Below are 25,245 nucleotides of genomic sequence, written 5' to 3'. Positions count from 1 at the left end.
TGCACCCATTGTGCGGGAGGAAACGATACGACTCGATTCGAGTACGTGAACGTCCAGATATGTGAATATTGTTGCTGTCCAACCGAACTGGAAGATCGAGATAGTCGCCGTCGGTATGTCCGATCAAACCAGGGTCGACCTGAACGTGATCGGCCGCGCCCGTGTCTGATGCAGGTCGAACACGATGATTCGGTTCTGCCCCTTTCGGAGCCAGGGTGCGGGGCAGTACAGGCGCTGCTGCGGACCGATCTGCCAATATCTGCCCAGATTGTGGCCGTTGACGTAGACGAAACCCTTTGTCCAGCCGGACATGTCGAGGTAGGTGTCCGCGGCCGCGCTCAGGGTGACGGTCGCCTCGAAGAACAGGCCGGGCCTGGCAGGGTCGGACAACCGCGGTTTCAGGGAGGCGATATAGGCCTCGTCCATCGGCAGCAGGAAGACCTGCCACCCGGTGACGTCTCCGGTCAGCGGACCGGCGTCGCGCAGTGCGACCGTGCGCAGAATACCCTTTCTGTCGACGAGCGCATGACCGAAGTTGGTGCGGCCCATGCCTTCCACCAGGATGTCGAGCACGGGCGTAGCGCCGACCGCGGCGGGATTCGGCAAGCCGAGCGGGTCGTTGTTGTTCGTCACCTTCCACGCCGTGGCGACCGCGTCGGGGATCAGCGTCCGGGAGAACCCACCGGCGTAGCCGCCGTTCATGAATACCGTGGCGTAATCGTGCACCCATTGGATGTCCAGCGTCCCGCCGGTATAGCCGCGCAGCGAGGTGCGGTACAGCGCGAAACCGAAGTTCTGCCCGTACATCTCGAACGGTTGCGGGTGGACCGTCCGCTCCGGCGGCACGGCGGCGGGCAGGTTGTCCCAGACGGAGGTGAAGGGCGTGGGGGTGAACGCCGCCTCGCCGAGTGTCGCTATGGGCGCGGGCACGGCGGGCAGCGGCGCGGGGAGATGGCGGCCGAGGAGGCTGCGATAGGTCTGGTACCGCGCGGTCGCGACGCCCTGTTCGGTGATGGGCGCCGAGTAGTCGTAGCTGGTGATATCGGGCTGGTAGTGGCCGGACAGATCATCGGCGTTGGCGCCGGCGAAGAAGCCGAAACTGGTGCCGCCGTGGATCATATAGATGTTGAACGACAGGCCCTGGTTCATGAAGGCCTCGAGGTCGGCGGAGATATCGGAGCCGCCGCCTTGGAAGTCCGGATCTCCCCAGTGGGTCAGCCAGCCCGGATACACCTCCCCGGCCATGGCGGGAACGGCCGGAAATGCCTTGCGCGCCTGCGTGATCGAGGCGGCGTCACCCCCGCTGAGCGCGATCGCGCCGCCCGGCACGTTGGAGTGATCGGCGCGCACCTGATCCAGGCCGTCCTCGGTATAGAAGGGCCCGGTGATGCCGCCATCGATCCACAGCTGCCGGATCTGTTCCGGGTAGCCGGGGTCGTTGCCGTAAGAGCCGTACTCGTTTTCGATCTGGATCATCAGGATCGGGCCGCCGTTGCCGATCAGCAGCGGCCGCACGCGCGGGACGAGCTGGCCGATGTAGCGACGCACCGCGGCCATGTAGTGCGCGTCCGCGCCCACACGTAGTTCGATATCGGGATTACTCAGCAGGTAGGCGGGGATGCCGCCCAGATCCCACTCGCCGCAGACATAGGGCCCCGGCCTGAGCAGCACCCACAGACCCTCCGCCTGACACAGCCGGACGAATGCCTCGAAATCGCGCCGGTCGGTGGTGAAATCGAAGACGCCGGGTCGTTCCTCGACATAGTTCCACATGACATACAGCGCGATGGTGTTCATCCCCATGGCCTTGGCCATCTGGATGCGATGCCGCCAGTACTGCACGGGGATCCGGGCCGGATGCATCTCGCCGCTGCGAATCTGGAAGGGCTGTCCGTCGAGCACGAAAGCGCTTCCGTCGGAAGCGAATCCGAACGAATGCGCCGCCGCCCGCGCGGGCGAGGCCGGTACGGTCCCGGTCACGGCCAGGGCGGCAAGCGGGCTCAGGGCGCTGATCGCAAGAAAGTGACGTCGATCCATGACTACTCCTCCCCCGCCAGAGTAGGCGGACCCGAATCGGGAGGATGCCCGAATATCGTTGACCCCCTTATTGATTGGCGCTACGCGTGGAATCTCGTCGTCTCGTCGAGCCCCGCGCGGGTGACGGCGAGGTTGTTGACCGGTGCGTGGTCGAGGGCATATCCGAAGGAGACGCCGAAAAGGACCTTGCCGTCGCGGATCCGCAACGTCTCGCGAATCGTGTTGCCGTAGAAGCCGAGTAGACCCTGGGGGCAGCTGGCGATCCCATAGGCCGTCATCGCCAGGAGCAGCGTCTGTCCGTACATGCCGACGTCCGCGGCCATCCGTGCGTCCGCATTGGCGGGCGCGCATACCAACGCGACATGTGGAGCCCCGTAGAACCGCAGGCTTTCCGCGTTGTGGGCGTCGCGTGCCGCACGGTCGTCGCGAGCGATACCGAGCGCCGTGTACATCGTTTCGCCGAAGTCCTTGCGCCGCTTCTGATGTACCTCGCTGTAGAGATCGTCTCGGTAGGGGAAGTCCACCGAGAGGTGTCCGTGCGCGTGGGCGGCCAGCAGCGCCTCGCTCAGCCGATCGCGCGCCGCCCCACTGACCACTTCGACGGTCCAGGGCTGAGTGTTGGAGTTCGAAGGGGCCGCGCCCGCCAGGGAGAAGATCGCCCGCATCGTGTCTCCCGGGACCGGGTCGGGGCGGAAGGAGCGTGCGGCTCGCCGACTACGGATCAACCGCTCGGCGTGGACGTGATGTTGGGCCAACGACTTTCCTCCCGAATCCTTATGTACACAGAACCGTTTACATAACGATCGCAGGCTATCACGGATAAGCCCGTTAAGTACACGGTCCCGTATGCTTTAGGAGTGAGCGAGACGCAGACCATCCAGCGTCGCCGCGGCCGGGGTGGTCGCGAGCGGATCCTCGCCGCGGCCACCACGCTGTTCGAGTCGCAGGGGATCACCGCGACGGGCATGGAACAGGTAGCCGCCGCGGCCCCGGTGTCCAAACGCACCCTGTACACGCACTTTCCGAGCAAGGACCAACTCGTCGTCGACTACCTTCGGCACCTCGTCGAATCCGGCCACACCATGGAAGGCGTGCTCGACCGAGAGGATCTACCGCCCCGCGAACGGCTCCTCGCCCTGTTCACGATTCCCGACCGAGGCGACGGGCCGATCCGAGGCTGCCCCTTCGTCGACGCGGCAGCCGAATACCCGGACCCACACAGCCCCGTCCACCAGTACGCCGCCGCGCAGAAACGGCGTTTCGCCGACCGACTGGTCGAACTGCTGAGCACACTCGGAGTCGCACACCCCCGAGTCCTGGCCGAACAACTCGCAATCCTCGCCGACGGCGCGGCCAGTCGTTCGATGATCCTCAACGACACCGACTGTGGCAGGTATGCGCAGGCGGCCGCGGCGGCCCTACTCGACGCGGCCACCCCGATTCCGACTCGCTGAAACACTGAGGACGGCAACCGGCTCTCCCCTCCGATGTGTCGGCCACCCACCTCAGGTCCAGCACTATGCGGGCTGTCTGTTCCGACTACTGACCGCCGTCAGTGACCGAGTACGTCGCGAAGCCGCGGCAAGACATTTCTCCAGCCCCGTTCCATGGCGTTTCGCATCATCTTCTGCCGACGGTCTTCGATATCGAACCCTGTCTGCGTCAACAGAAGTCGCGTGCCGCGGCCCTGTGGCTGCATTGTCCAATCGACAATCCACCGGATGGGAGGGTCGGCCCCGGGATAGGTCCAGCTGTAGGTCAATTGCTCATCCGGTCGAGCCGCCAGGATTTCGCAGACGATCGCACAGGGCGACTGAGCGGGTGCGCTGAAGATGAAGTGCGTTCCCACCGATGTGGTGAACCCGGTTGGTCGCATCAACCAGCGTGCGAGCAGGTCGGGGTCCGTCAGCGCATGCCATACCGCCGCCGTCGGCCGTGAGAGGAAAGCTCCGACCTCGACCGCCGCAGGATCCAGCCCGGCATCGGAAATCACTGTGCGTGACCTTCACCGAGCTTCGCCTCCAATTCCGCGGCCAGTTGCGGCTTCTCGATCTCCATCTTCTGCACGTAGGTCACGACGTCGCCGACGGTCTTCAGGCTGGCCATGTCCTCGTCCGGTATCTGCACGCCGTAGGTGTCCTCCACTTGCACGGCAAGTTCCACCAGTGACAGTGAGTCGATCTGCAGGTCATCGACGAAGGACTTCTCGATCGTCACCTCGTGAGCCTCGATGCCGGTCACCTCCTCCACGATCTCCGCGATTCCGGCAACGATTTCCTCCTGCGTAGTAGCCACAGAACTTCCTTCCTCGGTGCAATCACGTACCCGTAGCGGCCGTTTCGAGCCGGACGGCGATGTCAGTACGCTAGGAGCTCCACCGGGGTGGAGGTTCAAGACACTGTGACAGAGGACACGCAAGCTGGCACGCTGATGAGTATCGGCGAGCTGGCACGCACGACCGGCCTTGCCGTGCGAACGATCCGGTTCTATTGCGACGAGGGCATTGTGGAGTCGCAACGAAGCGCGGGTGGGCATCGAATGTTCGACGCCCGGCGGGCGCCGGAGCGCCTGCTGTTGGTTCGGCGGCTTCGGGCGCTCGGCCTCGGACTGGGGTCGATTACCGACGTCTTACACGGACGACGAACGATCGCCGAGGCCATTGCCTCCGAAAGCGCCCGGCTCGACATCGAATTCAGGACCTTGGCGTGGCGACGGGCATCAATGCGCGCGGCCGAGGCGGCGTCTCCGGCGCAGTTGGCCGAACGGCTCGCATTGCTGGCGGCCGCGCAGGACGCGGATGCCGTCCACGATCGCCTCGTGCGGTTCTGGCGGCGCTTCTTCACCGAGATGACGCGGCGCGACTTCGACACCTTCGTATGCGGAAACATCCCGGCGCCGCCCGCCGACCCGTCCGTCGACGAGGTTGTCGCGTATGCCGAGTTGACCGCTCTTGTCAGCGACCCCGAACTGTATGGCGTTGTCGGGCGGCAGTTCTGGCGGAATCAGCCGCAGTTGATCCGTGATCGTCGAGCATTGTTCTTCGCGTTGGGCGACGTATTGATGGATGTGCTCCCGCTCGTATCCGATGGCGTGCGGCCGCACGCCGGCAACGAACTCGATCGATTCGTCGACGCCCATGCTCGAGCGCGAGGTGAACGCGATTCGCCACGTTTCCGTCAGCAACTGCTGGTCGACGCGACCGACACCGACGTACGTATCCGCCGTTACTGGGCTCTGACAGCGAAGCTCTCGGGTATGCCCGCCCTAGCAGGACAGGCCCACCACTGGCTGTTCGAGGCACTCGACCACTCGCACAACAGAAATGCTCGTGCTGACTCCGGGAGCTGACGAGGTATGCCCGTGCGGCGGCCGGACAACCGATCAGCGGGGTTTCCGCCACACGTTGGTGAGCAATCCACGCGCCTCGTCGGCCAGTACGCCGCCGACGATGTCGATCGGACGTTTCCATGCTCCGGCAAGCTGGCACGAGGTGATCAGGATCTGATCCATGTGCAGCTCGAGTTCGGCGATGGACAGCGCGTAGACCAGCCGCGGTATGCCGGACCACAGGATTGCTCCCATGCACATCGGACAGGGTTCGCCGGACGCGTAGAGCGTGGCGCTCTTCAGTCCATCGGAATGGGTGGCGATGTAGTTGCGGATCGCGGTCATCTCCGCGTGTCCGGTCGGGTCGTGTGTATGCGCGCCCATGTTCTGCCCGGTCGCGACGACATCGCCGTCGCGCACGATAACGCAGCCGAATGGCCAGTCCGCGCCTCGCGCTTCGTGAATGGCCAGTCTCATGAACCGCTCATCGTCGGCTGTCACGGGGCCGGGGTCGGCGCTTGCCGTCGCCTGATCGGCTACGGCGCCCGCGACTGCCGCCAACCCGAGCGCGCCCAGCGCCGCCCGCCGCGATACACGGATTTCGGCGTCACGCATCTAGAAGCCCCTCTACCCCAACACTATTCACTGATACGTTATCAGCAGACCGGGGCTCGGCTGGGTGACGACCATTGCATCGCAGGCATCCATCTGATGCTAGGTACGCATCGAAACTCTTGGCACGCAATCCGACTGACGGCCACGTCGCTGTGGACTCACCTGCGTCGTTATGTGCTCGACGGAATGGCCCAGGGCAGCAACACAACTGCGGCCGATCGGCAGATAATGCAGTTCCCGCAAGTGGTTTCAGCCGCGTCGACCAGGGACGAGAGCCTGGACTCGGGACAACCGTTCAGCGGCGTCCGGCCGCTTCGTCGGTCCAATAGCCAACCCGCACATGGTGGGTGGCCTCGCCGCCGTCGACGGTGAGTTGGCTGGTCACCGGCGGGTAGCCGCGGGTCACCACGGTGTAGTGGCCGTCGGCGAGATCTGTGACCAGGTAGTGGCCGTTCTCGTCGGTGCGAACGGTAGCGGTCAGGTCGCCCGCGGAATCCAGGACCGCGATCTGGGCATCCGGCACCGGCCGATCGTCGTCCGTGCGTACCGATCCGGCGAGCACGGCCTTCGGAGCCAATGCGATGTCGTGGTGCAGGATTCCGCTGTCGGGCACGGTGAGGGTGGCGGCCCCGGGACGCATATGCTCGGCGACGGCCACCAGCGTGTAGGTCCCGGGTACGACGCCGTGGCAGACGTATCCGCCGTCGCCGGAACTGATTACCGAACCCACCACCTCGCCGTGCTCGTCGGTCAGGGTGATGACGGTGCCCGGCACCGGTGCGCCGTTCGCGGCCGAGCGCACCGCGCCGGAGAGCTCTCCGGCGCCGTGCAGCAGCACGTCGAATTGCTGTGGCACCCAGCCGATGACGATGCCGCTGGCCGTCGGCGCATGGCCCGACGCCGAGACGATCAGCACATAGCTCCCCGGTTCCGGTGCGGCAATGAGGTAGTCACCGTTCGGGTCGCCGGTAGCGCGGGAGATCTGCCGCCCGCGCGGGTCGATCAATGTCAACGTGGCGCTGGATACCGGTTGGCCGTCGGCGCGCCGGATGCGGCCGACGACGCAGTGATCGCTCTCGGCGCCCGCGCGTTCGAGCAGCGCGTCGATCCGTGCGGATTCTTGGTCGGCCAGCAGCTCCGCGGCATCGTCCGGGATGGATATCTCGGGCCAGTCCGGCTCGGTGACAGCCGGATCATCCCGCAGCGGAATCTCTTTCATGAACAGCAGCACCACGCCGGCCACCACGGCCACGACGGCGGCGATGACGAACACGTCCCGCATCGACTCGGTGTATCCGATGAGGATCGGCGCCTTCACCTGCTCCGGCAGGGCGGCGAGTCCGCTGGTATCGCGCTGCAGTCCCGCCAGCTGACCGCCGTCGAGGTGCGGCGGCAGTTGCCCGCCGAACGCCGCGAGGATCCGGCCGGGGATGAGGTTGAACAGAATCGTCAGAAATACCGCCACCCCGAGGGTGCCGCCCATCTGTCGAACGAAAGTGGCTGTCGCCGTGGCGATTCCCCGATCGCCGGGTCGACAGGCGTTCTGCGCGGCGATGATCAAGGTCTGCATACAGCCGCCGAGACCGAATCCGATGATTCCGCAGTACAACAGCGGCTGCCACAGCGGGGTGTCGTATTTGACCAGCGCGAACAGTCCCCCACCCGCGCCGATGACGAAACTGCCGATCACCGGCAGGATCTTGTACCGCCCCGTGAGCTGGGTGACCATTCCGGACAGCTGCGCACCGACCATGATGCCCACGACCAGCGGCAGCATCAGCAGCCCGGCCGCGGTCGGTGAATGACCCCGGACCACCTGGAAATACAGCGGAATCAGGACGATGACACCGAACATGGCGACGCCGATGATCGTGCCCCCGAGGATCGAGACGTTGAATGTCGAATTCCGGAACATGCGCAGCGGGGTCAGGGCCGCATCCTTCATCAGGAATTCGACGATCAGATACAGCACGAATCCCACGGCCCCGACCCCGTAGCAGAGCAGCGCGCGGTGCGAGCCCCAGCCCCATTGCCTGCCCTGTTCGGCCACGACGAGCAACGGCACGACACAGACGGTCAGGGTGAGCGCGCCGAGCCAGTCGATCCGGTGATCCTGGCGCGCGAACGGCACATTGAGCACCTTGGCGACCACCGCGAACGCGATCACCCCGATCGGCACGTTGACCAGGAACACCCATCGCCAGCCCTCGATGGTGAGCAGGCTGTCGTAATTGGACAGGAAACCGCCGAGCACCGGGCCGAGTACGGTCGCGATCCCGAACACCACCATGAATCCGCCCTGGTAACGCACGATCTCGCGGGCCGGAACGATATCGCTGAGGATGGTGAACGCCAACGCCATCAGGCCGCCCGCTCCCAGTCCCTGGAAGGCACGGAACCCGGCGAGTTCGTACATCGAGGTCGCGAATGCGCAGGCCGCCGACCCGATCACGAACAGCGCGATCGACGCGAGATAGAGCGGCTTTCGCCCGTAGATGTCGGCCAGCTTGCCGTACAGCGGCGTGGTGATCGTCGCGGTGATCAGATATGCCGTTGTCGCCCAGGCCTGTTCATCGAATCCGTGCAGGCTGTTGGCGATGCGCACGATGGCGACACTCACGATGTTCTGATCGAGCGCGGCCAGGAAGATGCCGAGCATCAATCCATACAGCACGGTGAGAATCTGCCGGTGCGACAGCGACGAGCGATCGGCCGGAAGTGTCTCCTGGTCTCGAATCGTGGTGTTCGTCAATGTCTGGGTCCCTGCCGTCTGATCGGAGAGGTGATGGCGCACAACACTGGTTATTCGTCAGCGAAACGATTTCGGATCGGACGATCATGGGCTCCGGTATGGAAACGGCACGTCCGCGCACCTCGGCCACGTCGATACGGCAGGGCCGGATAGGTTGCTCGGCAACGCCGTAACCGGCCTGCGTGAAGCCCGGTACTCGGCCGGGGATGTTCATCGTCCGAGCTGATGCGCACTATTGCGGTGCGGGTTGGGCGGGTTACCGTCCTGGCGTGATGATGGCGTAGCGGTCGTGGACCTGGCAGCCGAGGCTTTGTTTGATTTCGGGTAGTCCCTTGCCGACGATCAGGCCGTGTTTACCGGTCGCCGTCGCCCAGGCGACGTTGCGCCGGAATGCGTCGAAGTACAGGTGTTTACGGCCGCCCTGGTCTTCGGGTAGCGCACCCCACCGGTGGAGCACGGGCCAGGTGGGGTGATCGAGCACTATGGATATGGCGAGCAGTGTCCGGTCCGGGTCGTGGTAATGCACGGCCCGGACGTCGGATCTGCGCAGCAATCGGCGCAGCCAGGTATCGGGCATCTTGCTGACGAAGCGTGGCCCGTTGTATTTGACTTCGTTACCGCGGATCAGCCGAATGGCCTGGTCGGCGTCGAGTGTATCGACGGGTCCGCTGCCGATGACAAGGCCGGGATCGCGACCGAGTTGCCTTGCGCGTCGCCGGATGTTCTTGCGGCGCTCCGCCGATAGTTCTGCGAGCCAGCCGTTTTCGTCGGGCCATCGGATCGGCAGCAGGCTGACAGGGTTCACCTTTACGGTGGCGCGGATGCCGCGGATCTGATGGAGCTGATCGCGGGTGAACTCTCGCCACAGTGTCCCTAATGCGGGGCGGGAGAACTGGTCACGCAGTGCCCGGCCGAGCACCGCGAACAGTTCCGGACGAGGCGCCGACTCCGCGATCCACCAGCTGGGTTGCGCGGTGCCTCCGAGCGCGATGACGTTGGTCATGCCCCTGGTCCAGCGGGCAGCGGCCATCGCGATGGTCCGCGGCCCGTCCCGCACGACGGCGATGCGCAGCGGCGCACCCGCGGTCAGCATCTCCCAGGTCCAGATCATATGCAGATCCGCGGACCGGCGAAACGACTCCCACCAGGGCGGCTCGGCGTCGAGGTGCGGATCGAAAACCTCGACACGCCAATTCATTCGCTCGAAACCCCTATTCGTCACAACCACTCACCATCGTGAAGCACGAAGGTACAGAACAGGATCGAATACCGACAACCGAGCAGCCCCGCGCGCAAACGTGATAGATTCACCGGCTCATCGACGACTGCAGGAGGCGGAGACCATGCCGAACAGCAATGCAGCACAATCGATTTACCCAATGGTGCGCTGAGGCGTGCGAGTGACGAGACTGCCGAGTCCTCGGCCTCGCGCATGCTGTCTCATGTCGCCCTGGTACGGGCCCTCCGCTCTGCACATCACCAATGTCCTGCGCCCGTCCAGCATCGCCTACCGGCACCGGTATTCGAGTGCGGTCCCACTCACCAACGGTGTACTGACAAGAGACGCCGTCGGCCTGATCTACACGATCCGCGGCGGGTTCATCGACTTCGGCCATCTGCGCGACGTCGCGGACTTGGCCGCCTACTACCACTCGGCGATTACCGCATCACCCAGCGCCGGCAGCGTATTCACACGCCCGCACAAATCGTACTTCGGCCACGTCCGACTCCACAGTGACGTACCCGCCACCGATATCATCGGCCTGGCATGTGGAATCGCCTACGCGGAGTCCATCTTCCACGAAATCTGGACCTACTGGACACGCGGAATCGGCACCCATCAGTCCGCATTCTCCCCCGAAGATCAGCCCTCCAACCAATTCGGGGCCCATATCGCCGACCAAGCCCTACGCCACCTCGACACCGCGAACACGGCCTCTGATCGCGCCGCCCTGAACACGGCGTTGAGTCGGGCTCGAGCAGCTGATGCACGATCTCGGAGCCTGCGACCGGCCCGCCAGCGAACGCGCTCTGCAAGCGGCAGAAGGAGCCTGGTTCGACGGCGGCTGGCGTGACCACGGCCTGCTACTCCGCCGAAACTTCGGCTGCTGGCCCGCCACTCCGTGGCTGATAGACGAGATATCACCACCTGTGACAACGACCGCCGCACTATGGACTCCAGACCGCTTCGAAGTCGAGAAGTACTGCGAAATAACATATTTGGTACCGAGAGCCTGCCGCGGCAAGACGAAAATCGACGCGACCACAGTGACCCTCGCCGACTTCGACATCCTCCTCGAGCATATGAAAACCGACGCCCGAATCCGCTACGGACAAGACCACGACAAGCCCGGCCGCATCGCCCCACGGTAACCAGCCAGCGGACCCCAGCCGACCGCCTCCATCGCCACATCACCTGGAAGCCACCGCTGTCGGCGAAGGTAGGCCGGCCTCGTCCACGATGTCGGGACCGTACAGGTGCTCAGGCATTGGCCAACAGCGCCTGCGCACCGATCTCGCCCATGGTCTCCGACAGCACGGCCTTCACCGTCGCGGTGGTGCCCACCGGAATGAAGGCCGGCGTCGCGATCGCCCTACCCCATGGTCTTGGCGCCGTCCAATGCTTCGCGCAGAATGTCGGCATGACCGGCGTGCTGGGCGGTTTCGGCGATGATGTGCATCAGAACGCGGCGAGCGGAGCGGACCGCGCCCGGCTCGAACCACGGCGCCCGCGGTAGCGGGTGCGAAATCTCGAGGTCGGGCAGCGAGGCGACCAGCTCATCGGTGCGCTCGGCGACGCGGTCGTATTCGGCGAGCAGACCCACCAGGGTCTCGCCGGGCAACATCCGAAACGCGTTGGCGTACACGGCGAAATCCTCTTCGGTCCACTCGCTGAAGTCCTTGTCACCGGAGGCCAGCGCCGCGGGGCCGCTCAGGATGAAGTCGATCCAGCCCCGCTCCCCCTCCGTCACATGCTTGATCAACCCGCCCAAGCACAGTTCGCTCACGGTGGTGCGTCGAGTCGCCTGCTCATCGGTCAGGTCGCGGACGGTGTAACGCAGGAACCCGCGATGCGCCCGCAGTGTCTCGAGAATGTCGGCGCGTTCGCCGGTCAGTGTGCGGGCGGTGTCGATGCTGGTCATGGAGAGCCTCTCTTCGGTGTTGCGATATGCCCTACGCTATGACCCATAAGTGCCAGTTTCTGTCCTGAATAGCGAGAGAGCCCGAGAAAAGTTGGCCGACACCAGCGCGCGCATGCTGCGTCTGCTCTCCCTGTTGCAGACGCATCGTTTCTGGCCGGGCGAGGAACTGTCGGATCGACTCGATGTATCGATCCGCACGCTGCGCCGCGATATCGACCGGTTGCGCGAACTCGGCTACCCCGTCCGGGCACAGCGCGGCGTCGACGGTGGATACCAGCTCACACCGGGCGCGGTGCTGCCGCCACTCGTGCTGGAAGACGAGGAAGCGGTGGCATTGACGCTCGGATTGCAGTCGGCCGCACGCTCGCCGGTGGCCGGAATAGCCGAATCCTCCGTACGCGCACTGGCCAAACTCGTGCAGGTGATGCCGCCGCGCCTGCGTCGCCGAGTCGACGCCGTCCGCGCGATGACGCTGTCCACCGAACAGCCTGTGTCCGAATCCTTTCCGGTCGCCGACCCCGATACGCTCGTCGTCCTCGCCCAGGCCAGCCGCGATACCGAACGCCTGGAGTTCGACTACCGCAGTGCCGACGGCAGGGCCTCGACCCGGCATGTCGAACCGTTGCGGCTGGTCTCCGCACGTCGGCGGTGGTATCTGGTCTGCTACGACCTGGACCGAAACGATTGGCGCAGCTTCCGACTCGACCGGCTGAGCCGTCCGCGGACCACGGGAGTCCGGTTCCGGGCCCGTGACCTGCCCGCCGAGGACGCGGCGGCCTTCCTGCGGTCGCGCATCGATAACCTTCCCAAGCCCTATGACATCGAGGTCCTGCTACACACCGGTGTCGAGGCGGTCCGATCCACCATCGGGCGTTGGGTGGAACTGGAACCCGTCGATGCCGAGCACTGCGTGATGCGGATGCGCGCCGATCAACTCGAATGGCCCGCACTGGCTTTGGGCCTATCGGGGGCCGAGTTCACGGTTCGCTCACCGCCCGAACTGATCGCCCTGCTCACCGACTGGGGTGCACGGTTCGGACGCGAGGCCTAGAGGTCAGCCCATCCCGCGCGCTGCGGCAACGGCTGCGGGGTTGTCTTGCGTGAGGTCCTTGCCTGCCGAAGTGGCAGCCTGAGCCGTGGATTTGCGGCCCGCAGCTTGGCGGGCAGTTTCGTGTCATCGCGCACGACACCGTCGTCAGGGCGTCGGCCCGCCTGTTCGTAACAGAAGTCCCGTTGATTCGCGTCCTTTGGCCGCTGACACAGGGGCGGATCGGCGATCAATGCGTTCGACCAGTCGAGCGGGCCGCGAACCTCGCCGTCCACGCGCCGCAGATTCGCTGCAATCTCCCTCGGCCCACCGTCGGCATTCCAGCAGCGATACAGGTAACGTAATAGGCGATTTGCCATAGAGTTGCCTGCTCTCCCTGCGATATACGCAAGAAAGGACAGGAGCCATGAAGCGCGGCGTACTGAAGATCGCGGCGGTACCGATTCTGCCGATATTGGCGCTCTTGATGCCGGCTGGTCCAGCATCCGCAGACCCGATGCAATTCGAACCCGCTCAGACCACCGGCCCCGGGCCAGGGTGCTCGGGCAAGGTCACCGCCGAGGTATCGGCCAGCCAGGGCCAACAGGCGCGTGAGTTCGCGGATTTCATCGACAGCTCGGCCAGGGTGACGGTGAACTTCACCCCTGACACCAATCCCCTCGGCTCGATGTCCGCATCACCGGGCGGCAACTGCGAAATCGCCAGCACCGTCACGATGCGGAACCTGGATACCGGCGCGAGCAAAACCGAGACACGCACCACCCAGTACGACGGCCACTACGGGTGGCACGCCGCCTTCTTCACACTCGACGGCTCAGGCCGAGTCTCCGTCCAGGTGAGCACGAACCCCAACCCGTGCGAGCTGATCATCGACGTACCCGCACCGTTCTGATGAGACCCGGCACGCCCGGATACTCCAGCAGCATCATGTAATCGGCCCCTTAAGACTGGCGGTAGGGCTCGTTCCCAGCCAGGATCGGGTCCAGGCGCCCGGTGAGAGGCTCCTTGATCGGCTGTCTGCCAGTGTTATCGGCGTGGCTCACACATGGCTTGCGTCTCACTGGATGCCGTGCGGGGTGTGTTCGAAAGGGCTTGCCTAGCTCGAAGTAGCGGTGCCTTCCCACACGGATACCGATCCGTCGATCTTGAAGGATACCGATGCCGGTCGTCATCGGCGCGGATGACAAGCTCATCGAATCTCAGAAGGGCGATGTCGACAGCGCGATCATCCGGGCGTACGAGTCCAGCAAGATGACCGCCACGTACGTTGTCAAGGATGTGGCGGCCGTACTCGAAACGAACCGCGGGAATAGCGGCGCGGTCGTATCGCCGCACGGTTGAGCGCAGGGGTTGACCAAACCCGGCAGTTCGGCGGAAGTCGCGGTCTCGGTTGCGGATTCGCTAGTGCCGACGGTCCAGGTCGCCGCGGGAGGCTGCGGTGGTGAAGGCCGACCACTCGGCGGGGGTGAAGATCAGGGCGGGGCCGGTGGGGTTCTTCGAATCTCGCACGGCGACATGGGTGTTGGGGAGGTGGGCGACCTCGACACAGTTGTCGGTGGCGTCGCTACAGCTGCTCTCGAGCTATCCCGCCGCTGAATGGCCATTCACATCGAATACTCCCTTGCCGCCTGCCGAAGCAGTGTCCGACTGGCCACTGGATCAAGCGCATTCTGTCGAAGTACGTCGTATGCCTCCCCGTACTTCAGAACCGTCTCTCGCTTGGTCAGGAACAGAACGCCTTGATACACCTCGACGTATACGACGGGTGGTTCTGGAGCTCGCCCCCGCCTGCCCATTCCGAAATCCAGGGTTACGAACGGTCCACCCGAATCCCCTAGGGGGAAGCCCGCGCTGAACGGGAGAACTTGGAGGGTGACATTAGGGCGAGTGCTTATGTCCGCCAGGTGTTTACACTGCGCGCCCATGACCCGAGATCCACCAACCATGCCTCTGATGACGGACTCTCGGATAATCACGTTATAGGTGACGGGGTCGTACTTGCGGGTGATGCACGCCTGTCGCCGCATCCGCAGCTTGACCCTCTGCGCATGCGACTCGGCGCTCTCCTCCGGGCGGGCGACGCGCATGATCGCATCGGTATACGCCGGAATCTGCAGGAGGCCAGGGACGAACTCGGGTTCGTAGGTTGTCAGCTTGCGGGCCGCGGCCTCCAGCCCGACGAAGACCCCGAACTTCATCGACATCAACTCCCAGTACTCACACCACCAGTTGAGTTCGCCCCCTTGCGCCGCGAGCAGGAGCAATGTCGCGGTCTTCTCATCGTCGAATTCGTAGACCCGGCACAGCGCTTCGACATCGACCTCGCGCACGTGTGCGATTAACCCCTGCTCGAGCCGCTGTATCGTGCTGCCGCTGCGCTGGATCGGAACACCCGCCTGTTCCAATGTGAGCCCCAAGGCCATTCGACCATCCCGTAGAGCCTTCCCCAACTGCCGCCGGGCCAGCGTCGAGTTCTCCTCTTCCATTGCCTGCCTCCCATCAGGGGTTTCCCGTTCGGATTGCGACAGCACACCACCCCGGGGCCCGTTCTGTCCTTGGCATCGCGCATTCTCATGCAATCCCCACATAACCCCAGGAAGAAACCCGCGCTCAGCCCCTTTCGCGGGTCAAATCGAAGACTCGGAAACGGCCTGCCGCACAGCGCGTCCCGTAAGGCACCCCGTGCCGAAGGCAAGGTCAGGGAGGCAAGACCCCAGTGGCATCTGCCCCTGCTGATGGCTGCGGTCGTCGCAACGGGGTGCTCCTCGAACACAACTGGTTACGGTAGACAGGTGAATTCGGGGACTGGTGTGCTCCGCGGACCGCGATCTGGTGACGAAATCTCGATGAACGGCGTTGTTACGAAACACGAAGCAATTCATATACTTCGGATGTGGCCGGTCATCTCCGACCGGCACGGATACATCACAAGGGAACAGCAGGATATGAAACGTGCCATCGTCAGCACCGTCGCGACCGTAGCGCTCCTCGCGGGCGGGTCCGCCCTCACAGCGGGTACCGCCGCCGCCGACACCACCACGCCTCCGGCCGCCGGTACCGGTTCCGCCGCCACAGTGTCCAGCTTCATCCAGACGCTGCTCGCGGGGAAGGCAGGCTGCGGGCTGCTGAGCCTGGCCGGCGTCGCGCCGGCCGGCTGCGCGTAGTTCGGACCGCGTTCTTACGCACCAGCATTCGCGCCCATCCCGTCTCGACCGGATGGGCGCGAGGCGTCTGTGTCACCGCATCAGATCCCGATCCCGCCCCTGAAGCCGGGTGCGGAGCTGCGGTGGGTGTTGTCGACGAGGATCTTGGGGGTGCCGTCGATCTACTCGATGATCGCCCGCATTCCAGGGTCACGTGGTGCCCCGCGTGGGCGACCACGGCTGCGGCAGCGGAGTGTCCGCTCATAGCCGATGAGGCGACATTCTCAGTCAGCTTGCGCGGTGCTCGCGGCCGTCCACGCGTCAACTTCCCGAGCTGGTCAGAGTCGGTCGAAGCGGCCCAGGTTCCAGCCCTACCGGTCGGCAGAGCCGAAACCTCCGCACCCCTTCTCACGCTTCGCACCCACTGTGGCGCTTCATAACGGGTGCGAAGTGCTGGAGAGTGTGCGAGGTTGGGGGCTCAGATTTCGTTGGGGCCGAGCAACTTATCGAAGGCGACTTTGAAGGCGCTCAGCCGCATGCTCCAGATGCTGGCGGTGATGTCCTTCTTGTCCTCGGCAGTCAGTCCTTCCTTCTGCAGCCTGGCCACGGGCGTGGTTCCGGCTTTCTTGATCTGCTGCACCAAGGCCTTGTAGTAGTTGGCCCGGACATCGGCGTGCTCACACAGCTTGTTCCTGGCCTTGTCGGTGAGGTCGGCAGTGCCCAGGGCCTTCAGACGAGCCTCGCCTATCGGATCCTTAGGCGCGTCCGGCGTGCCGAAAGTGACCGGAGAAATCTTGTACGCCGTGTCGATCTTCTTCAGCCTCTCCGGGGACATCGGGTCTTTGGTGCAGAACGCTTCGGAGATCTTCTGATACTTCTCATCCGTGATGACCTCCAGATCGCTGTCGTCGCCGGGCAGCGGCACCCGGAGCAGATAGAGTCTCAGATCATCGTCGTTCGGGACCGGTGCCGCGAAGCGGTCCCGGCCAGCGCCGGGAGCATGACGGTCGCGATCCTGAGCGTGGAGAACAAGAAAGCCCAGGGCTTCCGCATGGCGGCAAACCTTCCGTCTCGTGTCCGGGCTGCGGGATCGGCCCGGTGATTGATCGAACCTTTCGGCGGCCGCCCCTGGCCCGGAGACGCGACGAGGCGCGGGCATGGCACTTCTCGAGTCGTGCAGTAGGCCGACATCGAGTGGTCGGCCCAAAGACATTCGTTGTGCGTGAGCATACGGATGGGAGACCCGAAAACTACGCGGCGCGCGTCCGGGTGATCCGCCAATGGCTGGACGAGTGGTAGCGGCAAGAGGCGACAGGCGAAGATCGGCCCGTTGTCGTTTGTCTGTGCCGTCGACCAGAGGAGCGGGATCTGCACGACTCGCTTGGTGCGAACGTCCTCTATTAGCCGCATATCGGTCGTTCGGGAACGCCGTGTTCGCCAATCGGCGGTGCGATAACCTATTTCACTTCTGTACTGCCGTCGGCGGTCTCACGACTGGCAACGTGGTGATCCCACAGCGGTGGCAAACGACACTCGACACCGCCGTGGCCATCGAACCCGAGATCGGTAACGACAACCGAACTGTCCAGCGGTTCCGTCCGATCTCCGCATAACCCCCGGTGAGATCTCACTAACGGCTCGCATCACACATAGGATCGGAGTCTTGGGGGAACCAGGCTGACCGACTGTGCGTCCAGTAAGGTAGGTGGATCTGAGCGCACGGAGGGGAGGGGCGGTTCGATGGATGTGGGCCAGTCGACTGCAAACGCGCTGTATCAACAAGCCACCTCGGGGACGTTCCGCCTCGAAGAGGGGGCCGCTCGGCGGTGCGCCGAGGTGTATACGCGGTTCGTGGACAAGACGGTGGAACCGGCGTTGAAGACTGCCTTGCGCTTCGAGCGTCATGAAGGGTTCGGCGCTCTCGGATCAGCGGTGGAGCTTGCGGGTGGCTTCGACAACAAATGGTCGTCGATGATCGATGCACTGACGGGGATGAAGGTGGCAGCCTTGAAGATGGCAGCGGCGTATCTACGTGCGAGCAAGCTGATAGACGAATCCGACGATATGAATAAGCGATCCATCGCAGCGACTGTGAGGCAGGGGAAGTAACTTGAATCGGGCCACAGCGATCACAATCTGCGCCATCGCAGCAGTCACGATCTCAGGCTGCTCGAAAGCAAGCAATTCACCCACAGACTCGACGACAGGCTATCAATCGACCGTTCCTGCATCCCAATCACGGCCGACACTTACCGCTCCGTCGTTGCAACCACCCACACAGAAGAAGTATCCCGGTCGCCTGGATATCGTCTTCGATCCCTGCACTTGGATCAGCGACGGAGCTATCACCAAAGCGGGGTACGATCCGAAAACTCGTAAGCGCGGCGATGACATGATCGCCGAAGACAGCTTCTTGACCTGCGACTTCTCTTCTCCGCAGAGAGATCTCGCGGTGGATTCAGGAAACGTCACCTGGGACGAGGATCTTCAGAAGGTCGGATCCTACAGCGAACCGACCACTGTCAACGGTCGTCAAGCTCTTTGGGTACGAAATCCCAAACGACCCGGTAACTGTGAGATCGATCTGCGTACAAAAGTCGGTTTCGTTCAAATAACCACCATGCTGAAGGATGTCGCACCACTCGACCTCAATCCTTGCGACAGCCTGCTCGATACGGCGTCGGCCATCGAGCCGGAAATCGGCAAGGACAACTGATATGACCTATCCAGATTTCCATATCGATATTCCGATACCCGACGACCAACGCGGCTACGTCGATATCAACGGAAACCCTGCAGCGCAGGGTACATTCCGACCGGAAGCTAAACCGGACATCTCGCAGCCTCGCAAGTACGTCCAGAGTGTTCAGGCGGGTACGCAACAGTTCGAGCGAGGCCTCGCCTATGACAGCAAAGATCCGAACTACATCACCCGGATGGAGGCCTTCGAAGGCATCCCACACGAGGAGATCTACGCCAAAGTCCAGGCGATGAAGCCCGATTCAATGCAACACGCCGCCGATACGTGGGTGAAGATCGCCACCGCGCTGAGTGGCGGATTGATGGGTACCCACATATCCATCCAGAAGGCACTCTCCGAGGGCATAGAGGGTCAGATGGCAGACGCCGGGATGGAGGCCGCACGGCAGTTTTACAAGCAGGCCAACGATGTTCAAGAAGTGATTCTCACCTGCGGATATCGCGTCCAGGGCGTAGCTCACGCCGCCGGGGCCGTGAAGGCCTCGGTACCGCCGCCCGCAGGACCGCTCTACGGCCCGGATGTGCCGGACAAGCTTCAAGGCATGCAGGTCGCCATCTCCGATACCCGTCCCGGCGACAGCATCGAAGCTGCCTATCAGCGCGGCGTCGAGGCGCTACGACAGACCGCGATCGATGCGATGAACACCCTCTACAAGCCGACCTATCAACCCGCCGGGACCGGCGTCCCAACCTTTGTCCCCGTTCAGGCCCCAGGCGACGACAGCTCCGGCGGCGGGAACAGTCAGTACGGCCCAGGCGGAACCGGCGGCGGTAGCGGTCTCGGCGGAACCGGCGGCGGGCCCGGAGGAACCGGCGGCGAAGACGGTAAAGGCGGCAAGGACAGCCCGGGTGATCAGAAGGACCCGAGCACCGACCCCGCATCGGTGAATCCCGCTGGGGCGGATCAGAGTTCGCTCGGCGGGACGAAGTCCGGAAGTTCGAACTCCCCCGGCGGCGGCACAGCCACCACACCGGCCAGCGCCAGCGATACCTCGACCACACCCGCGGGCCTCGCCGGTGGCTCGGGCGGCCGATCCGGCTTATCAACGGGCGGCGGCGGATTCGGCGGCGGCCGTGGCGGATTCGGCGGATCAGGCGGTGGCCCCGGTGCGAACAGCCCCGGCCGCAGCCTCCCAGGTGTGTCCGGCGGCGGAAACCCTGCGGCCGCAGCGGCTTTCGGCGGTCGGGGCGCGACGCCCGGCCAGGCCGGAATGCCGGGCATGGGGATGCCGCAGGGCGGTAAGGGTAAGGGCGAGGACGATTCCGAGCACAAGACGCCCGACTATCTGGTCATCGATCGGGAGGATGAGCTGTTCGGGGCGCGTGAGCGCACGACGCCGCAGGCGATCGGTGCGGATATCCCTGCGGCACAGACCCGTCCGGACGAGGGTGAGGGCCGGCGCCAGTGAAATGGGAGTTCACTCCCGATGAGTTCATGCACATCTGGGCCGAGACCGGACAGGACCGGTATCCGTTCCCGCTGCGCTTGATCGCGTCGGTGCGATGGGAAGACGAGTACGACCGGATCGCCCGAGAACTGAGCCGTCGCCTGCCGCTCGCCGGTGATCCGGACCTCTCGGCGGTACTGCGCGTGGCCGCGAATCCGGAAACCTCCTTGGCGCTCACCGGAATTCGGCGTCGGCCGATGCGCGCCTACGGAGCGATCGATACGAACGTGGGCGTCGCCCTCGTGCAACGGCCCGGCCCCACAACGGAATTCGGCGGCAATGTCGTCATCGAGGTCGGCTCCCCCGCCATCGTGCCGAAGGTCTTCGCCGCGGTCGCGGGCAATGTCGCGCCAGGCCGTCAGCCGGCGGTCGTGGAGGATTACGACCGCATGCGCGAGCAGGCCGAATCCTGGCCCGGCACGAACGACACCGCAACCGACCGCATCCGAAACCTGTTCGAGGCACCGCAATCCGGCTCCGGGCTGGTGGAAGTGCTGCGCGGTCGGCACAGCGATCGCCCCTTCCCGCCGATCTACTTCCGCTGGTTCGACATCGACGGCGACGGCCGATACGCCTACCGCCGCCAGTACAACGACTTCCGCGTCGCACCGTGCTCCCAGGAGATGCTGCAACAGGAGATCGCACGATTGGCCCAGCCCGTCCGCGCCGACTGAACGGGCCGGGATTACGTGCCGATCCGGAGGATCGTCACCGACGCCCTGCCGACACCGAAACCCTTGTACGACGCTACGACTGCCTTGTCCTCTGCTGCCGTGGCCTTGTCGGCCGATGTCACATCCAGGGGGTTACTCGCAGCGGCGTCAGCTGCCCACCGCGTCTGCAGCCCACGGCATCAGCAGCCCACGGCGTCGTCCATTGGATCTTGCCCACGCGGTTGTCCGGCCAGAGGCTCGCCTCGCCGAGGCGCTTCTCGTCGTAGTTGCCAGAAGTCTTCCGCCGTAGCGGATTACCCCGTCGCCTTACAGCGATACCCCGTCAGCGTCTTCACCCTCCCCTCGTCCACCGCGTTCACATCGCCCGCATACGTGCTACCGCATCGGAACGATTGCTCGGGGCCGACGACCACGACATCGGTGGCGTTGCCCTTCTCCGGCGCCCCGCCGCGAGCGGTGCAACGCGCGCCGAGGACATAGTCGACGACCAGTGCGGTGCTGGTGCATTCATAGGATTTCGGATGTCCGTCACCCCGTCCCGAACCCATATCGCGGGTGGACATTCCGGCGGTGTTGAATATCGAAGCGCCCGTGGCGATTACGGCGGCTCCGAGGGCCATTCTCGAAACGGTCATCGAAGAACTGCTCCTGTCGACGAGGGGATGGTCGCGACCGTGCCGTTGTAATTCGAGAGCCCGGGCGTGCGGGATGGCCGCAACACGCTTCACGGCTATGCAAATGTGACCTAACGCACAATCAGATGCGGCGGCGCAGGCTCGTCGCCAGTGCGGCCACCGCCGCGCCCGCGCCGAACAGCATCGCGCCCGTTCCGGCCGAGAGGCCCGCGCTCATCCGCGGTTCGATCACGGCGGGAGGCGGGGGCGCGATCTCGGCCTCGGGCTCGTTCTCGCTGGCCGTCGCGGCCCATGCCGTCGCGAACAGGATGATGCGGGAGGTGATGTAGGCGAAGACCATCAGGCCGAGGATCGGTCCGAAGGCCACGCCGGCGGGGCTGGTCAGGACCTTCTTCAGATAGAAGCTGGCGATCTGCTTCCAGATCTCGAAGGCGATGGCCGCGATCAGGGCGGCCTTGACCGCACTGACGATGGTGACCGGTTGGCGGGGCAGGCGGGCGATAACCCAGACGAAGACGGCCCACGACGCCACGACCGCCAGCAACAGCGAGGCGAGGGGCAGCAGGATGTTCAGGCCGGGGGCGTGTTCGAGATGCACCAGCCGCAGCAGCTCCAAGCCCAGATCGCTACCCGCGAGCGCCGACAGGCCCAGCGATATCGCCATCGCCAGGCCGAGGCCGAGCAGGGCGAGCAGGTCCGAGAGTTTGGTGGTGAGCCAATTGCGTTGCGGTGCTTGCTGTTCCCACTGTTCGGTGAGTGCGGCGCGCAGGTTGGCGATCCAGCCGAGACCGCCGTAGACGCCGCCGACCAGACCGATCACACCGACGCTGGTGCGCGAGTTCACGGCCTGGTGGATGAGGGCGTTGAGCTGACCGCCCAGGGAGCCGGGGATGTTCTGGACGATATTGTCCTGCAGCTGGTTCAGCAGGTCCGGATTCTTCGACAGGACGAATCCGGCGACCGCGAACGCGACCATGAGCAGTGGAAACAGCGACAGCACAGTGAAGTACGTGATGCCCGCGGCGTAGTAGTCACCGCGCTGGCGCTGATAGCGGCCGCCCGCTCGGATCACATGATCCAGCCACGGCCGCGCCCGTACCTCGCGTTCGATTCGCCCCCTGACCTTCTCGAACACCCGACCTCCCGGAACCCATTCGGCGGTGATCTTCCCTAACTGTCGCACCTTCGCGCGGCCGAGGGCGGCAGATTTGCCCAGCGCGTCGGTCATCTCACCCGATACCCGGGCGGGTGTTCAGGGAAACGCTCAGCGAGTGAGGAAGCCGATCCGGTCGTAGACCTGGGCCACCGTCGCGCCCGCGATCTCGCGTGCCCGCTCGGCGCCGGCGGCCAGGATGCGATCGAGTTCGCCCTGATCGTCCAGATATTCCTGGACCTTGGCCTGCACCGGGGTGACGAAGTCGACCATGGCATCGGCCACATCGCCCTTGAGGTCGCCGTAACCCTTTCCGGCGTAATCGTTTTCGAGGGTCACGATGGGGGTGTCGGTGAGCGAGGACAAGATCACCAGCAGGTTGCTGACGCCCGGTTTGGTCTCCGGGTCATAGCGGATCTCGCGCTCGGTGTCGGTGACGGCGGAGCGGATCTTCTTGGCCGAGACCTTGACGTCGTCGAGCAGGTTGAGCAACCCCGCGTCGGTGGCGGCCGACTTGCTCATCTTCGAGGTCGGATCCTGCAGGTCGTAGATCTTCGCGGTGCCGGAGACGATATGCGCCTCGGGGACGACGAAGGTCTTCTTGAAGCGAGTGTTGAAGCGCTGGGCCAGATTTCGGGTCAGCTCCAGATGCTGGCGCTGATCCTCGCCGACCGGGACCAGCTGCGGGCGGTAGAGCAGGATGTCGGCGGCCATCAGCATCGGATAGGTGAACAGGCCGACCGTGGCGTTGTCCGAACCCTGTTTGGCCGACTTGTCCTTGAACTGGGTCATCCGACTGGCCTCGCCGAAGCCGGTGATGCACTGCAGCACCCAGGTCAGCTCGGCATGCTCGGGAACCTGGCTCTGCACGAACAGCGTCGAGCGCTTCGGGTCGATCCCCAGCGCCAGCAGCTGCGCCGCGGCCCGCTTGGTCCGATTGCGCAACTGCTTGGGATCCTGCGGGACGGTGATGGCGTGCATATCCGGAATGAAGTACAGCGCATCGTAATCGTCCTGCAGCTTCACCCAATACTGCAGCGCACCAAGGTAATTCCCGAGATGAAAGGAATCACTCGTCGGCTGGATCCCCGAAAGAACCCGCTGCTTGCGCTCACCGGATATAGCAGGACTCGACATACCCCCGATCTTCCCATGCCCCCACCCAACCCCAACGCCGCACCCTTTCCCGCGCTTCGCACCCCTTACAGACGCCCGCAAGGGGTGCGAAGCATCAGAAGAGGTGCGGCGACACAAGGCGACCACCAGGGCCCCGCCGCACACCAAACCGTCGCACCCCTTCCAGTGCTTCGCACCCATTCCAGGCATCCACAGGAGGTGCGAAGCGCGGGAGAGGGTGCGGCGTTCGCGGTGGGTGCTTGGAGGGGTCCGCCGGGGTTCGGGTGCGGCTGCGCGGTGCTACCGGGGACCTGTCGGGGACGAGACCTTCGCACCCTTTCTAATGCTTCGCACCCGTTCCAGGCGCCCGCAGGGGGTGTGGAGTGCGGGAAGGGGTGCGGCGTTGGGGGTGGGTGTTTGGAGGGGGGCGCTGGGGGTTAGACGGCTTGGCGTTGGGTGTGGTTGAGGGGGTGCAGGCCGGGCATGGTGGGGCGGCCGGAGGCTGTGAGGGTTTGTTCGCGGCGGGTCAGGAGGCGGTAGAAGGGGGAGCTGGGGCCCGAGAGGGTGGGGCGGAGGATGGGTGGGGTCAGGGGTGGGGTGAGGTGGGCGGTGCGGAGGGTTTGGGCCAGGGTGCGGAAGGACAGTTCCTCGCGGATGCCCCAGCGCAGGTCGTACATTTCGCGGATGCGTGGGGGCAGGCTGCCTTGGATCAGCAGGTAGATGCCTGTGGTGAGTTGGTGTAATGGCATCGGCAGGGGGTTGGGCACCTGTTTTCCGGCCAGGTAGGAGCCGACCAGGCGGGCCTCGTCGGTGAGGAACAACTCGTCGGAGGCCAGATAGTCGTCGAAGTCGCGGCGGAATTCGCGGTAGCCGCGGGGGGCCGCGGTGCGGGGCATGCCGAACAGTTCGGCCCAGCGCACGTAGTCCTGGTAGAGGTCCTCGCGCTCGGTCGAGGTGAGCTTGCGGACCAGTAGATCGTGCATAACCTCGGCCGAATCGAAGGCGAAGGCCATCGTCATGAACATCAGATGCGGATCGTGTGCCGCGTAGCGGGATCCGGCCGGATAGTGCGCGCCCGCATCCTCGGCCAGCGCGCCGTGCACCTTCCCATGCTTCTTGTGCGTGAAGGCCAGCGCCCGATCGGCCTCCTCCCTCGTCCCGAGGAACACCGCCTCGAACAGCCGTCCGGTCAGTGCGAGCCGGGTATACGGGGTGGTCCGATGTTCGGTGTTCTCGGCCGTGCCGACGTACAGCAGCGGATGCACCGCGCCGATCACCAAGGCCCGCGATCCATAGGTCAGGCCCACGGCCCGCTTGCGCATCACGCGTCGAATCATCGAGTCATCGGAGAAGTAGCCGGGCATCGTTGCCTCCTGTACCGAGCATCTGGCAAT

Annotated in this window: 25 protein-coding genes and 2 pseudogenes; 11 read left to right on the top strand and 16 right to left on the bottom strand. The window is 64.6% G+C overall.

Annotation, left to right across the window (positions count from 1 at the left end):
- Positions 1-123: 123 nt before the first annotated feature.
- Together ACIA76_RS09250 and ACIA76_RS09245 are read right to left on the bottom strand one after the other, a co-directional pair.
- Positions 124-2,037: a beta-galactosidase gene (locus ACIA76_RS09250; RefSeq protein ID WP_397150299.1), complete on the bottom strand. Its 1,914-nt coding sequence runs from the start codon at positions 2,035-2,037 to the stop codon at positions 124-126.
- 80 nt (positions 2,038-2,117) lie between these two features.
- A complete protein-coding gene (locus tag ACIA76_RS09245) occupies positions 2,118-2,762 on the bottom strand; it encodes a nitroreductase (RefSeq protein WP_397150707.1) in 645 nt (214 codons plus the stop codon).
- 132 nt (positions 2,763-2,894) lie between these two features.
- On the opposite strand from ACIA76_RS09245, the gene ACIA76_RS09240 reads away from it, so the two are divergent.
- Positions 2,895-3,491 carry a TetR/AcrR family transcriptional regulator gene (locus ACIA76_RS09240; RefSeq protein ID WP_397150297.1) on the top strand — a complete coding sequence of 199 codons (597 nt, stop codon included), beginning with the start codon at positions 2,895-2,897 and terminating at the stop codon, positions 3,489-3,491.
- Positions 3,492-3,589: 98 nt separating this feature from the next.
- Here ACIA76_RS09240 and ACIA76_RS09235 read toward each other — a convergent pair whose 3' ends face one another.
- Both ACIA76_RS09235 and acpM read right to left on the bottom strand, forming a co-directional pair.
- Positions 3,590-4,030 (bottom strand): SRPBCC domain-containing protein, encoded by a 441-nt coding sequence (locus ACIA76_RS09235; protein WP_397150295.1) that lies wholly within the window; start codon positions 4,028-4,030, stop codon positions 3,590-3,592.
- Positions 4,027-4,332, bottom strand: a complete 306-nt coding sequence (gene acpM / locus ACIA76_RS09230; protein ID WP_397150293.1) for a meromycolate extension acyl carrier protein AcpM — start codon at positions 4,330-4,332, stop codon at positions 4,027-4,029. Before acpM ends, ACIA76_RS09235 begins: the two co-directional genes overlap by 4 nt.
- A gap of 105 nt (positions 4,333-4,437) precedes the next feature.
- On the opposite strand from acpM, the gene ACIA76_RS09225 reads away from it, so the two are divergent.
- Positions 4,438-5,385 (top strand): MerR family transcriptional regulator, encoded by a 948-nt coding sequence (locus tag ACIA76_RS09225; RefSeq protein ID WP_397150291.1) that lies wholly within the window; start codon positions 4,438-4,440, stop codon positions 5,383-5,385.
- Between the two features lie 33 nt (positions 5,386-5,418).
- Here the strand turns inward: ACIA76_RS09225 and ACIA76_RS09220 are convergent, their stop codons facing one another.
- The 3 genes from ACIA76_RS09220 to ACIA76_RS09210 all read right to left on the bottom strand — a co-directional run bounded on the left by ACIA76_RS09220 (position 5,419) and on the right by ACIA76_RS09210 (position 9,929).
- Entirely contained in the window at positions 5,419-5,979 is a 561-nt protein-coding gene (locus tag ACIA76_RS09220; protein WP_397150289.1) for a nucleoside deaminase, read from the bottom strand.
- A gap of 295 nt (positions 5,980-6,274) precedes the next feature.
- Positions 6,275-8,731: an MFS transporter gene (locus ACIA76_RS09215; RefSeq protein WP_397150287.1), complete on the bottom strand. Its 2,457-nt coding sequence runs from the start codon at positions 8,729-8,731 to the stop codon at positions 6,275-6,277.
- A gap of 256 nt (positions 8,732-8,987) precedes the next feature.
- The gene (locus ACIA76_RS09210; RefSeq protein WP_397150285.1) at positions 8,988-9,929 is read right to left on the bottom strand and encodes a hypothetical protein; all 942 of its coding nucleotides are present in this window, start codon (positions 9,927-9,929) and stop codon (positions 8,988-8,990) included.
- Between the two features lie 244 nt (positions 9,930-10,173).
- On the opposite strand from ACIA76_RS09210, the gene ACIA76_RS09205 reads away from it, so the two are divergent.
- The gene (locus ACIA76_RS09205) at positions 10,174-10,806 is read left to right on the top strand and encodes a DUF4056 domain-containing protein (protein ID WP_397150283.1); all 633 of its coding nucleotides are present in this window, start codon (positions 10,174-10,176) and stop codon (positions 10,804-10,806) included.
- Positions 10,807-11,141: 335 nt separating this feature from the next.
- On the opposite strand, the pseudogene ACIA76_RS09200 reads toward ACIA76_RS09205, so the two are convergent.
- Positions 11,142-11,321, bottom strand: a pseudogene (locus ACIA76_RS09200) (tRNA-guanine(34) transglycosylase); the annotation flags it as partial.
- Between the two features lie 4 nt (positions 11,322-11,325).
- Positions 11,326-11,874 (bottom strand): DinB family protein, encoded by a 549-nt coding sequence (locus ACIA76_RS09195; protein ID WP_397150281.1) that lies wholly within the window; start codon positions 11,872-11,874, stop codon positions 11,326-11,328.
- 91 nt (positions 11,875-11,965) lie between these two features.
- Here ACIA76_RS09195 and ACIA76_RS09190 point away from each other — a divergent pair, with 91 nt between their 5' ends.
- From ACIA76_RS09190 to ACIA76_RS09180, 3 genes are all read left to right on the top strand, one after another.
- Positions 11,966-12,925: a helix-turn-helix transcriptional regulator gene (locus tag ACIA76_RS09190; RefSeq protein ID WP_397150279.1), complete on the top strand. Its 960-nt coding sequence runs from the start codon at positions 11,966-11,968 to the stop codon at positions 12,923-12,925.
- A gap of 403 nt (positions 12,926-13,328) precedes the next feature.
- Positions 13,329-13,814 carry a hypothetical protein gene (locus ACIA76_RS09185; protein ID WP_397150277.1) on the top strand — a complete coding sequence of 162 codons (486 nt, stop codon included), beginning with the start codon at positions 13,329-13,331 and terminating at the stop codon, positions 13,812-13,814.
- A gap of 266 nt (positions 13,815-14,080) precedes the next feature.
- Entirely contained in the window at positions 14,081-14,263 is a 183-nt protein-coding gene (locus ACIA76_RS09180) for a hypothetical protein (RefSeq protein ID WP_397150275.1), read from the top strand.
- Between the two features lie 60 nt (positions 14,264-14,323).
- Here ACIA76_RS09180 and ACIA76_RS09175 read toward each other — a convergent pair.
- Both ACIA76_RS09175 and ACIA76_RS09170 read right to left on the bottom strand, forming a co-directional pair.
- Positions 14,324-14,485, bottom strand: a pseudogene (locus ACIA76_RS09175) (DUF397 domain-containing protein); the annotation flags it as partial.
- 41 nt (positions 14,486-14,526) lie between these two features.
- Positions 14,527-15,408, bottom strand: a complete 882-nt coding sequence (locus ACIA76_RS09170; RefSeq protein WP_397150273.1) for a helix-turn-helix domain-containing protein — start codon at positions 15,406-15,408, stop codon at positions 14,527-14,529.
- 405 nt (positions 15,409-15,813) lie between these two features.
- On the opposite strand from ACIA76_RS09170, the gene ACIA76_RS09165 reads away from it, so the two are divergent.
- Entirely contained in the window at positions 15,814-16,086 is a 273-nt protein-coding gene (locus tag ACIA76_RS09165) for a hypothetical protein (protein ID WP_397150271.1), read from the top strand.
- 457 nt (positions 16,087-16,543) lie between these two features.
- Here ACIA76_RS09165 and ACIA76_RS09160 read toward each other — a convergent pair whose 3' ends face one another.
- The gene (locus tag ACIA76_RS09160) at positions 16,544-17,224 is read right to left on the bottom strand and encodes a hypothetical protein (RefSeq protein WP_397150269.1); all 681 of its coding nucleotides are present in this window, start codon (positions 17,222-17,224) and stop codon (positions 16,544-16,546) included.
- A gap of 581 nt (positions 17,225-17,805) precedes the next feature.
- Here ACIA76_RS09160 and ACIA76_RS09155 point away from each other — a divergent pair.
- Genes ACIA76_RS09155 through ACIA76_RS09140 form a run of 4 tightly spaced genes read left to right on the top strand, consistent with a single transcriptional unit; the run spans position 17,806 to position 20,947 of the window.
- Complete coding sequence (locus ACIA76_RS09155; RefSeq protein ID WP_397150267.1) at positions 17,806-18,174, top strand: hypothetical protein; 369 nt, start codon at positions 17,806-17,808, stop codon at positions 18,172-18,174.
- 1 nt (position 18,175) lies between these two features.
- Positions 18,176-18,781: a DUF3558 domain-containing protein gene (locus ACIA76_RS09150; protein ID WP_397150265.1), complete on the top strand. Its 606-nt coding sequence runs from the start codon at positions 18,176-18,178 to the stop codon at positions 18,779-18,781.
- Position 18,782: 1 nt separating this feature from the next.
- The gene (locus ACIA76_RS09145; protein WP_397150263.1) at positions 18,783-20,234 is read left to right on the top strand and encodes a hypothetical protein; all 1,452 of its coding nucleotides are present in this window, start codon (positions 18,783-18,785) and stop codon (positions 20,232-20,234) included.
- A complete protein-coding gene (locus ACIA76_RS09140; protein ID WP_397150261.1) occupies positions 20,231-20,947 on the top strand; it encodes an ESX secretion-associated protein EspG in 717 nt (238 codons plus the stop codon). The genes ACIA76_RS09145 and ACIA76_RS09140 overlap by 4 nt, the downstream gene beginning before the upstream one ends.
- Before the next feature lie 293 nt (positions 20,948-21,240).
- Here the strand turns inward: ACIA76_RS09140 and ACIA76_RS09135 are convergent, their stop codons facing one another.
- The 4 genes from ACIA76_RS09135 to ACIA76_RS09120 all read right to left on the bottom strand — a co-directional run bounded on the left by ACIA76_RS09135 (position 21,241) and on the right by ACIA76_RS09120 (position 25,215).
- On the bottom strand, positions 21,241-21,582 hold the full coding sequence (locus ACIA76_RS09135) for a hypothetical protein (protein WP_397150259.1): 342 nt from the start codon (positions 21,580-21,582) through the stop codon (positions 21,241-21,243).
- A gap of 121 nt (positions 21,583-21,703) precedes the next feature.
- A complete protein-coding gene (yhjD, locus tag ACIA76_RS09130; protein WP_397150257.1) occupies positions 21,704-22,810 on the bottom strand; it encodes an inner membrane protein YhjD in 1,107 nt (368 codons plus the stop codon).
- 36 nt (positions 22,811-22,846) lie between these two features.
- The gene (gene trpS / locus ACIA76_RS09125; RefSeq protein ID WP_397150255.1) at positions 22,847-23,872 is read right to left on the bottom strand and encodes a tryptophan--tRNA ligase; all 1,026 of its coding nucleotides are present in this window, start codon (positions 23,870-23,872) and stop codon (positions 22,847-22,849) included.
- 416 nt (positions 23,873-24,288) lie between these two features.
- A complete protein-coding gene (locus ACIA76_RS09120) occupies positions 24,289-25,215 on the bottom strand; it encodes an oxygenase MpaB family protein (RefSeq protein WP_397150253.1) in 927 nt (308 codons plus the stop codon).
- Positions 25,216-25,245 lie beyond the last annotated feature (30 nt).

Source organism: Nocardia sp. NPDC051570 (assembly GCF_044454005.1).
Lineage (GTDB): Bacteria > Actinomycetota > Actinomycetes > Mycobacteriales > Mycobacteriaceae > Nocardia.
This window is presented reverse-complemented; position numbering and strand designations above follow the sequence as displayed.

Coding starts and splice junctions, on each gene's coding strand:
- ACIA76_RS09250 (WP_397150299.1), bottom strand. CDS start 2,037: ATGGATCGACGTCACTTTCTTGCGATCAGCGCCCTGAGCCCGCTTGCC.
- ACIA76_RS09220 (WP_397150289.1), bottom strand. CDS start 5,979: ATGCGTGACGCCGAAATCCGTGTATCGCGGCGGGCGGCGCTGGGCGCG.
- ACIA76_RS09210 (WP_397150285.1), bottom strand. CDS start 9,929: ATGAATTGGCGTGTCGAGGTTTTCGATCCGCACCTCGACGCCGAGCCG.
- ACIA76_RS09205 (WP_397150283.1), top strand. CDS start 10,174: ATGTCGCCCTGGTACGGGCCCTCCGCTCTGCACATCACCAATGTCCTG.
- ACIA76_RS09195 (WP_397150281.1), bottom strand. CDS start 11,874: ATGACCAGCATCGACACCGCCCGCACACTGACCGGCGAACGCGCCGAC.
- ACIA76_RS09185 (WP_397150277.1), top strand. CDS start 13,329: ATGAAGCGCGGCGTACTGAAGATCGCGGCGGTACCGATTCTGCCGATA.
- ACIA76_RS09180 (WP_397150275.1), top strand. CDS start 14,081: ATGCCGGTCGTCATCGGCGCGGATGACAAGCTCATCGAATCTCAGAAG.
- ACIA76_RS09170 (WP_397150273.1), bottom strand. CDS start 15,408: ATGGAAGAGGAGAACTCGACGCTGGCCCGGCGGCAGTTGGGGAAGGCT.
- ACIA76_RS09165 (WP_397150271.1), top strand. CDS start 15,814: ATGTGGCCGGTCATCTCCGACCGGCACGGATACATCACAAGGGAACAG.
- ACIA76_RS09160 (WP_397150269.1), bottom strand. CDS start 17,224: ATGCCCGCGCCTCGTCGCGTCTCCGGGCCAGGGGCGGCCGCCGAAAGG.
- ACIA76_RS09155 (WP_397150267.1), top strand. CDS start 17,806: ATGGATGTGGGCCAGTCGACTGCAAACGCGCTGTATCAACAAGCCACC.
- ACIA76_RS09145 (WP_397150263.1), top strand. CDS start 18,783: ATGACCTATCCAGATTTCCATATCGATATTCCGATACCCGACGACCAA.
- ACIA76_RS09135 (WP_397150259.1), bottom strand. CDS start 21,582: ATGACCGTTTCGAGAATGGCCCTCGGAGCCGCCGTAATCGCCACGGGC.
- yhjD (WP_397150257.1), bottom strand. CDS start 22,810: ATGACCGACGCGCTGGGCAAATCTGCCGCCCTCGGCCGCGCGAAGGTG.
- trpS (WP_397150255.1), bottom strand. CDS start 23,872: ATGTCGAGTCCTGCTATATCCGGTGAGCGCAAGCAGCGGGTTCTTTCG.
- ACIA76_RS09120 (WP_397150253.1), bottom strand. CDS start 25,215: ATGCCCGGCTACTTCTCCGATGACTCGATGATTCGACGCGTGATGCGC.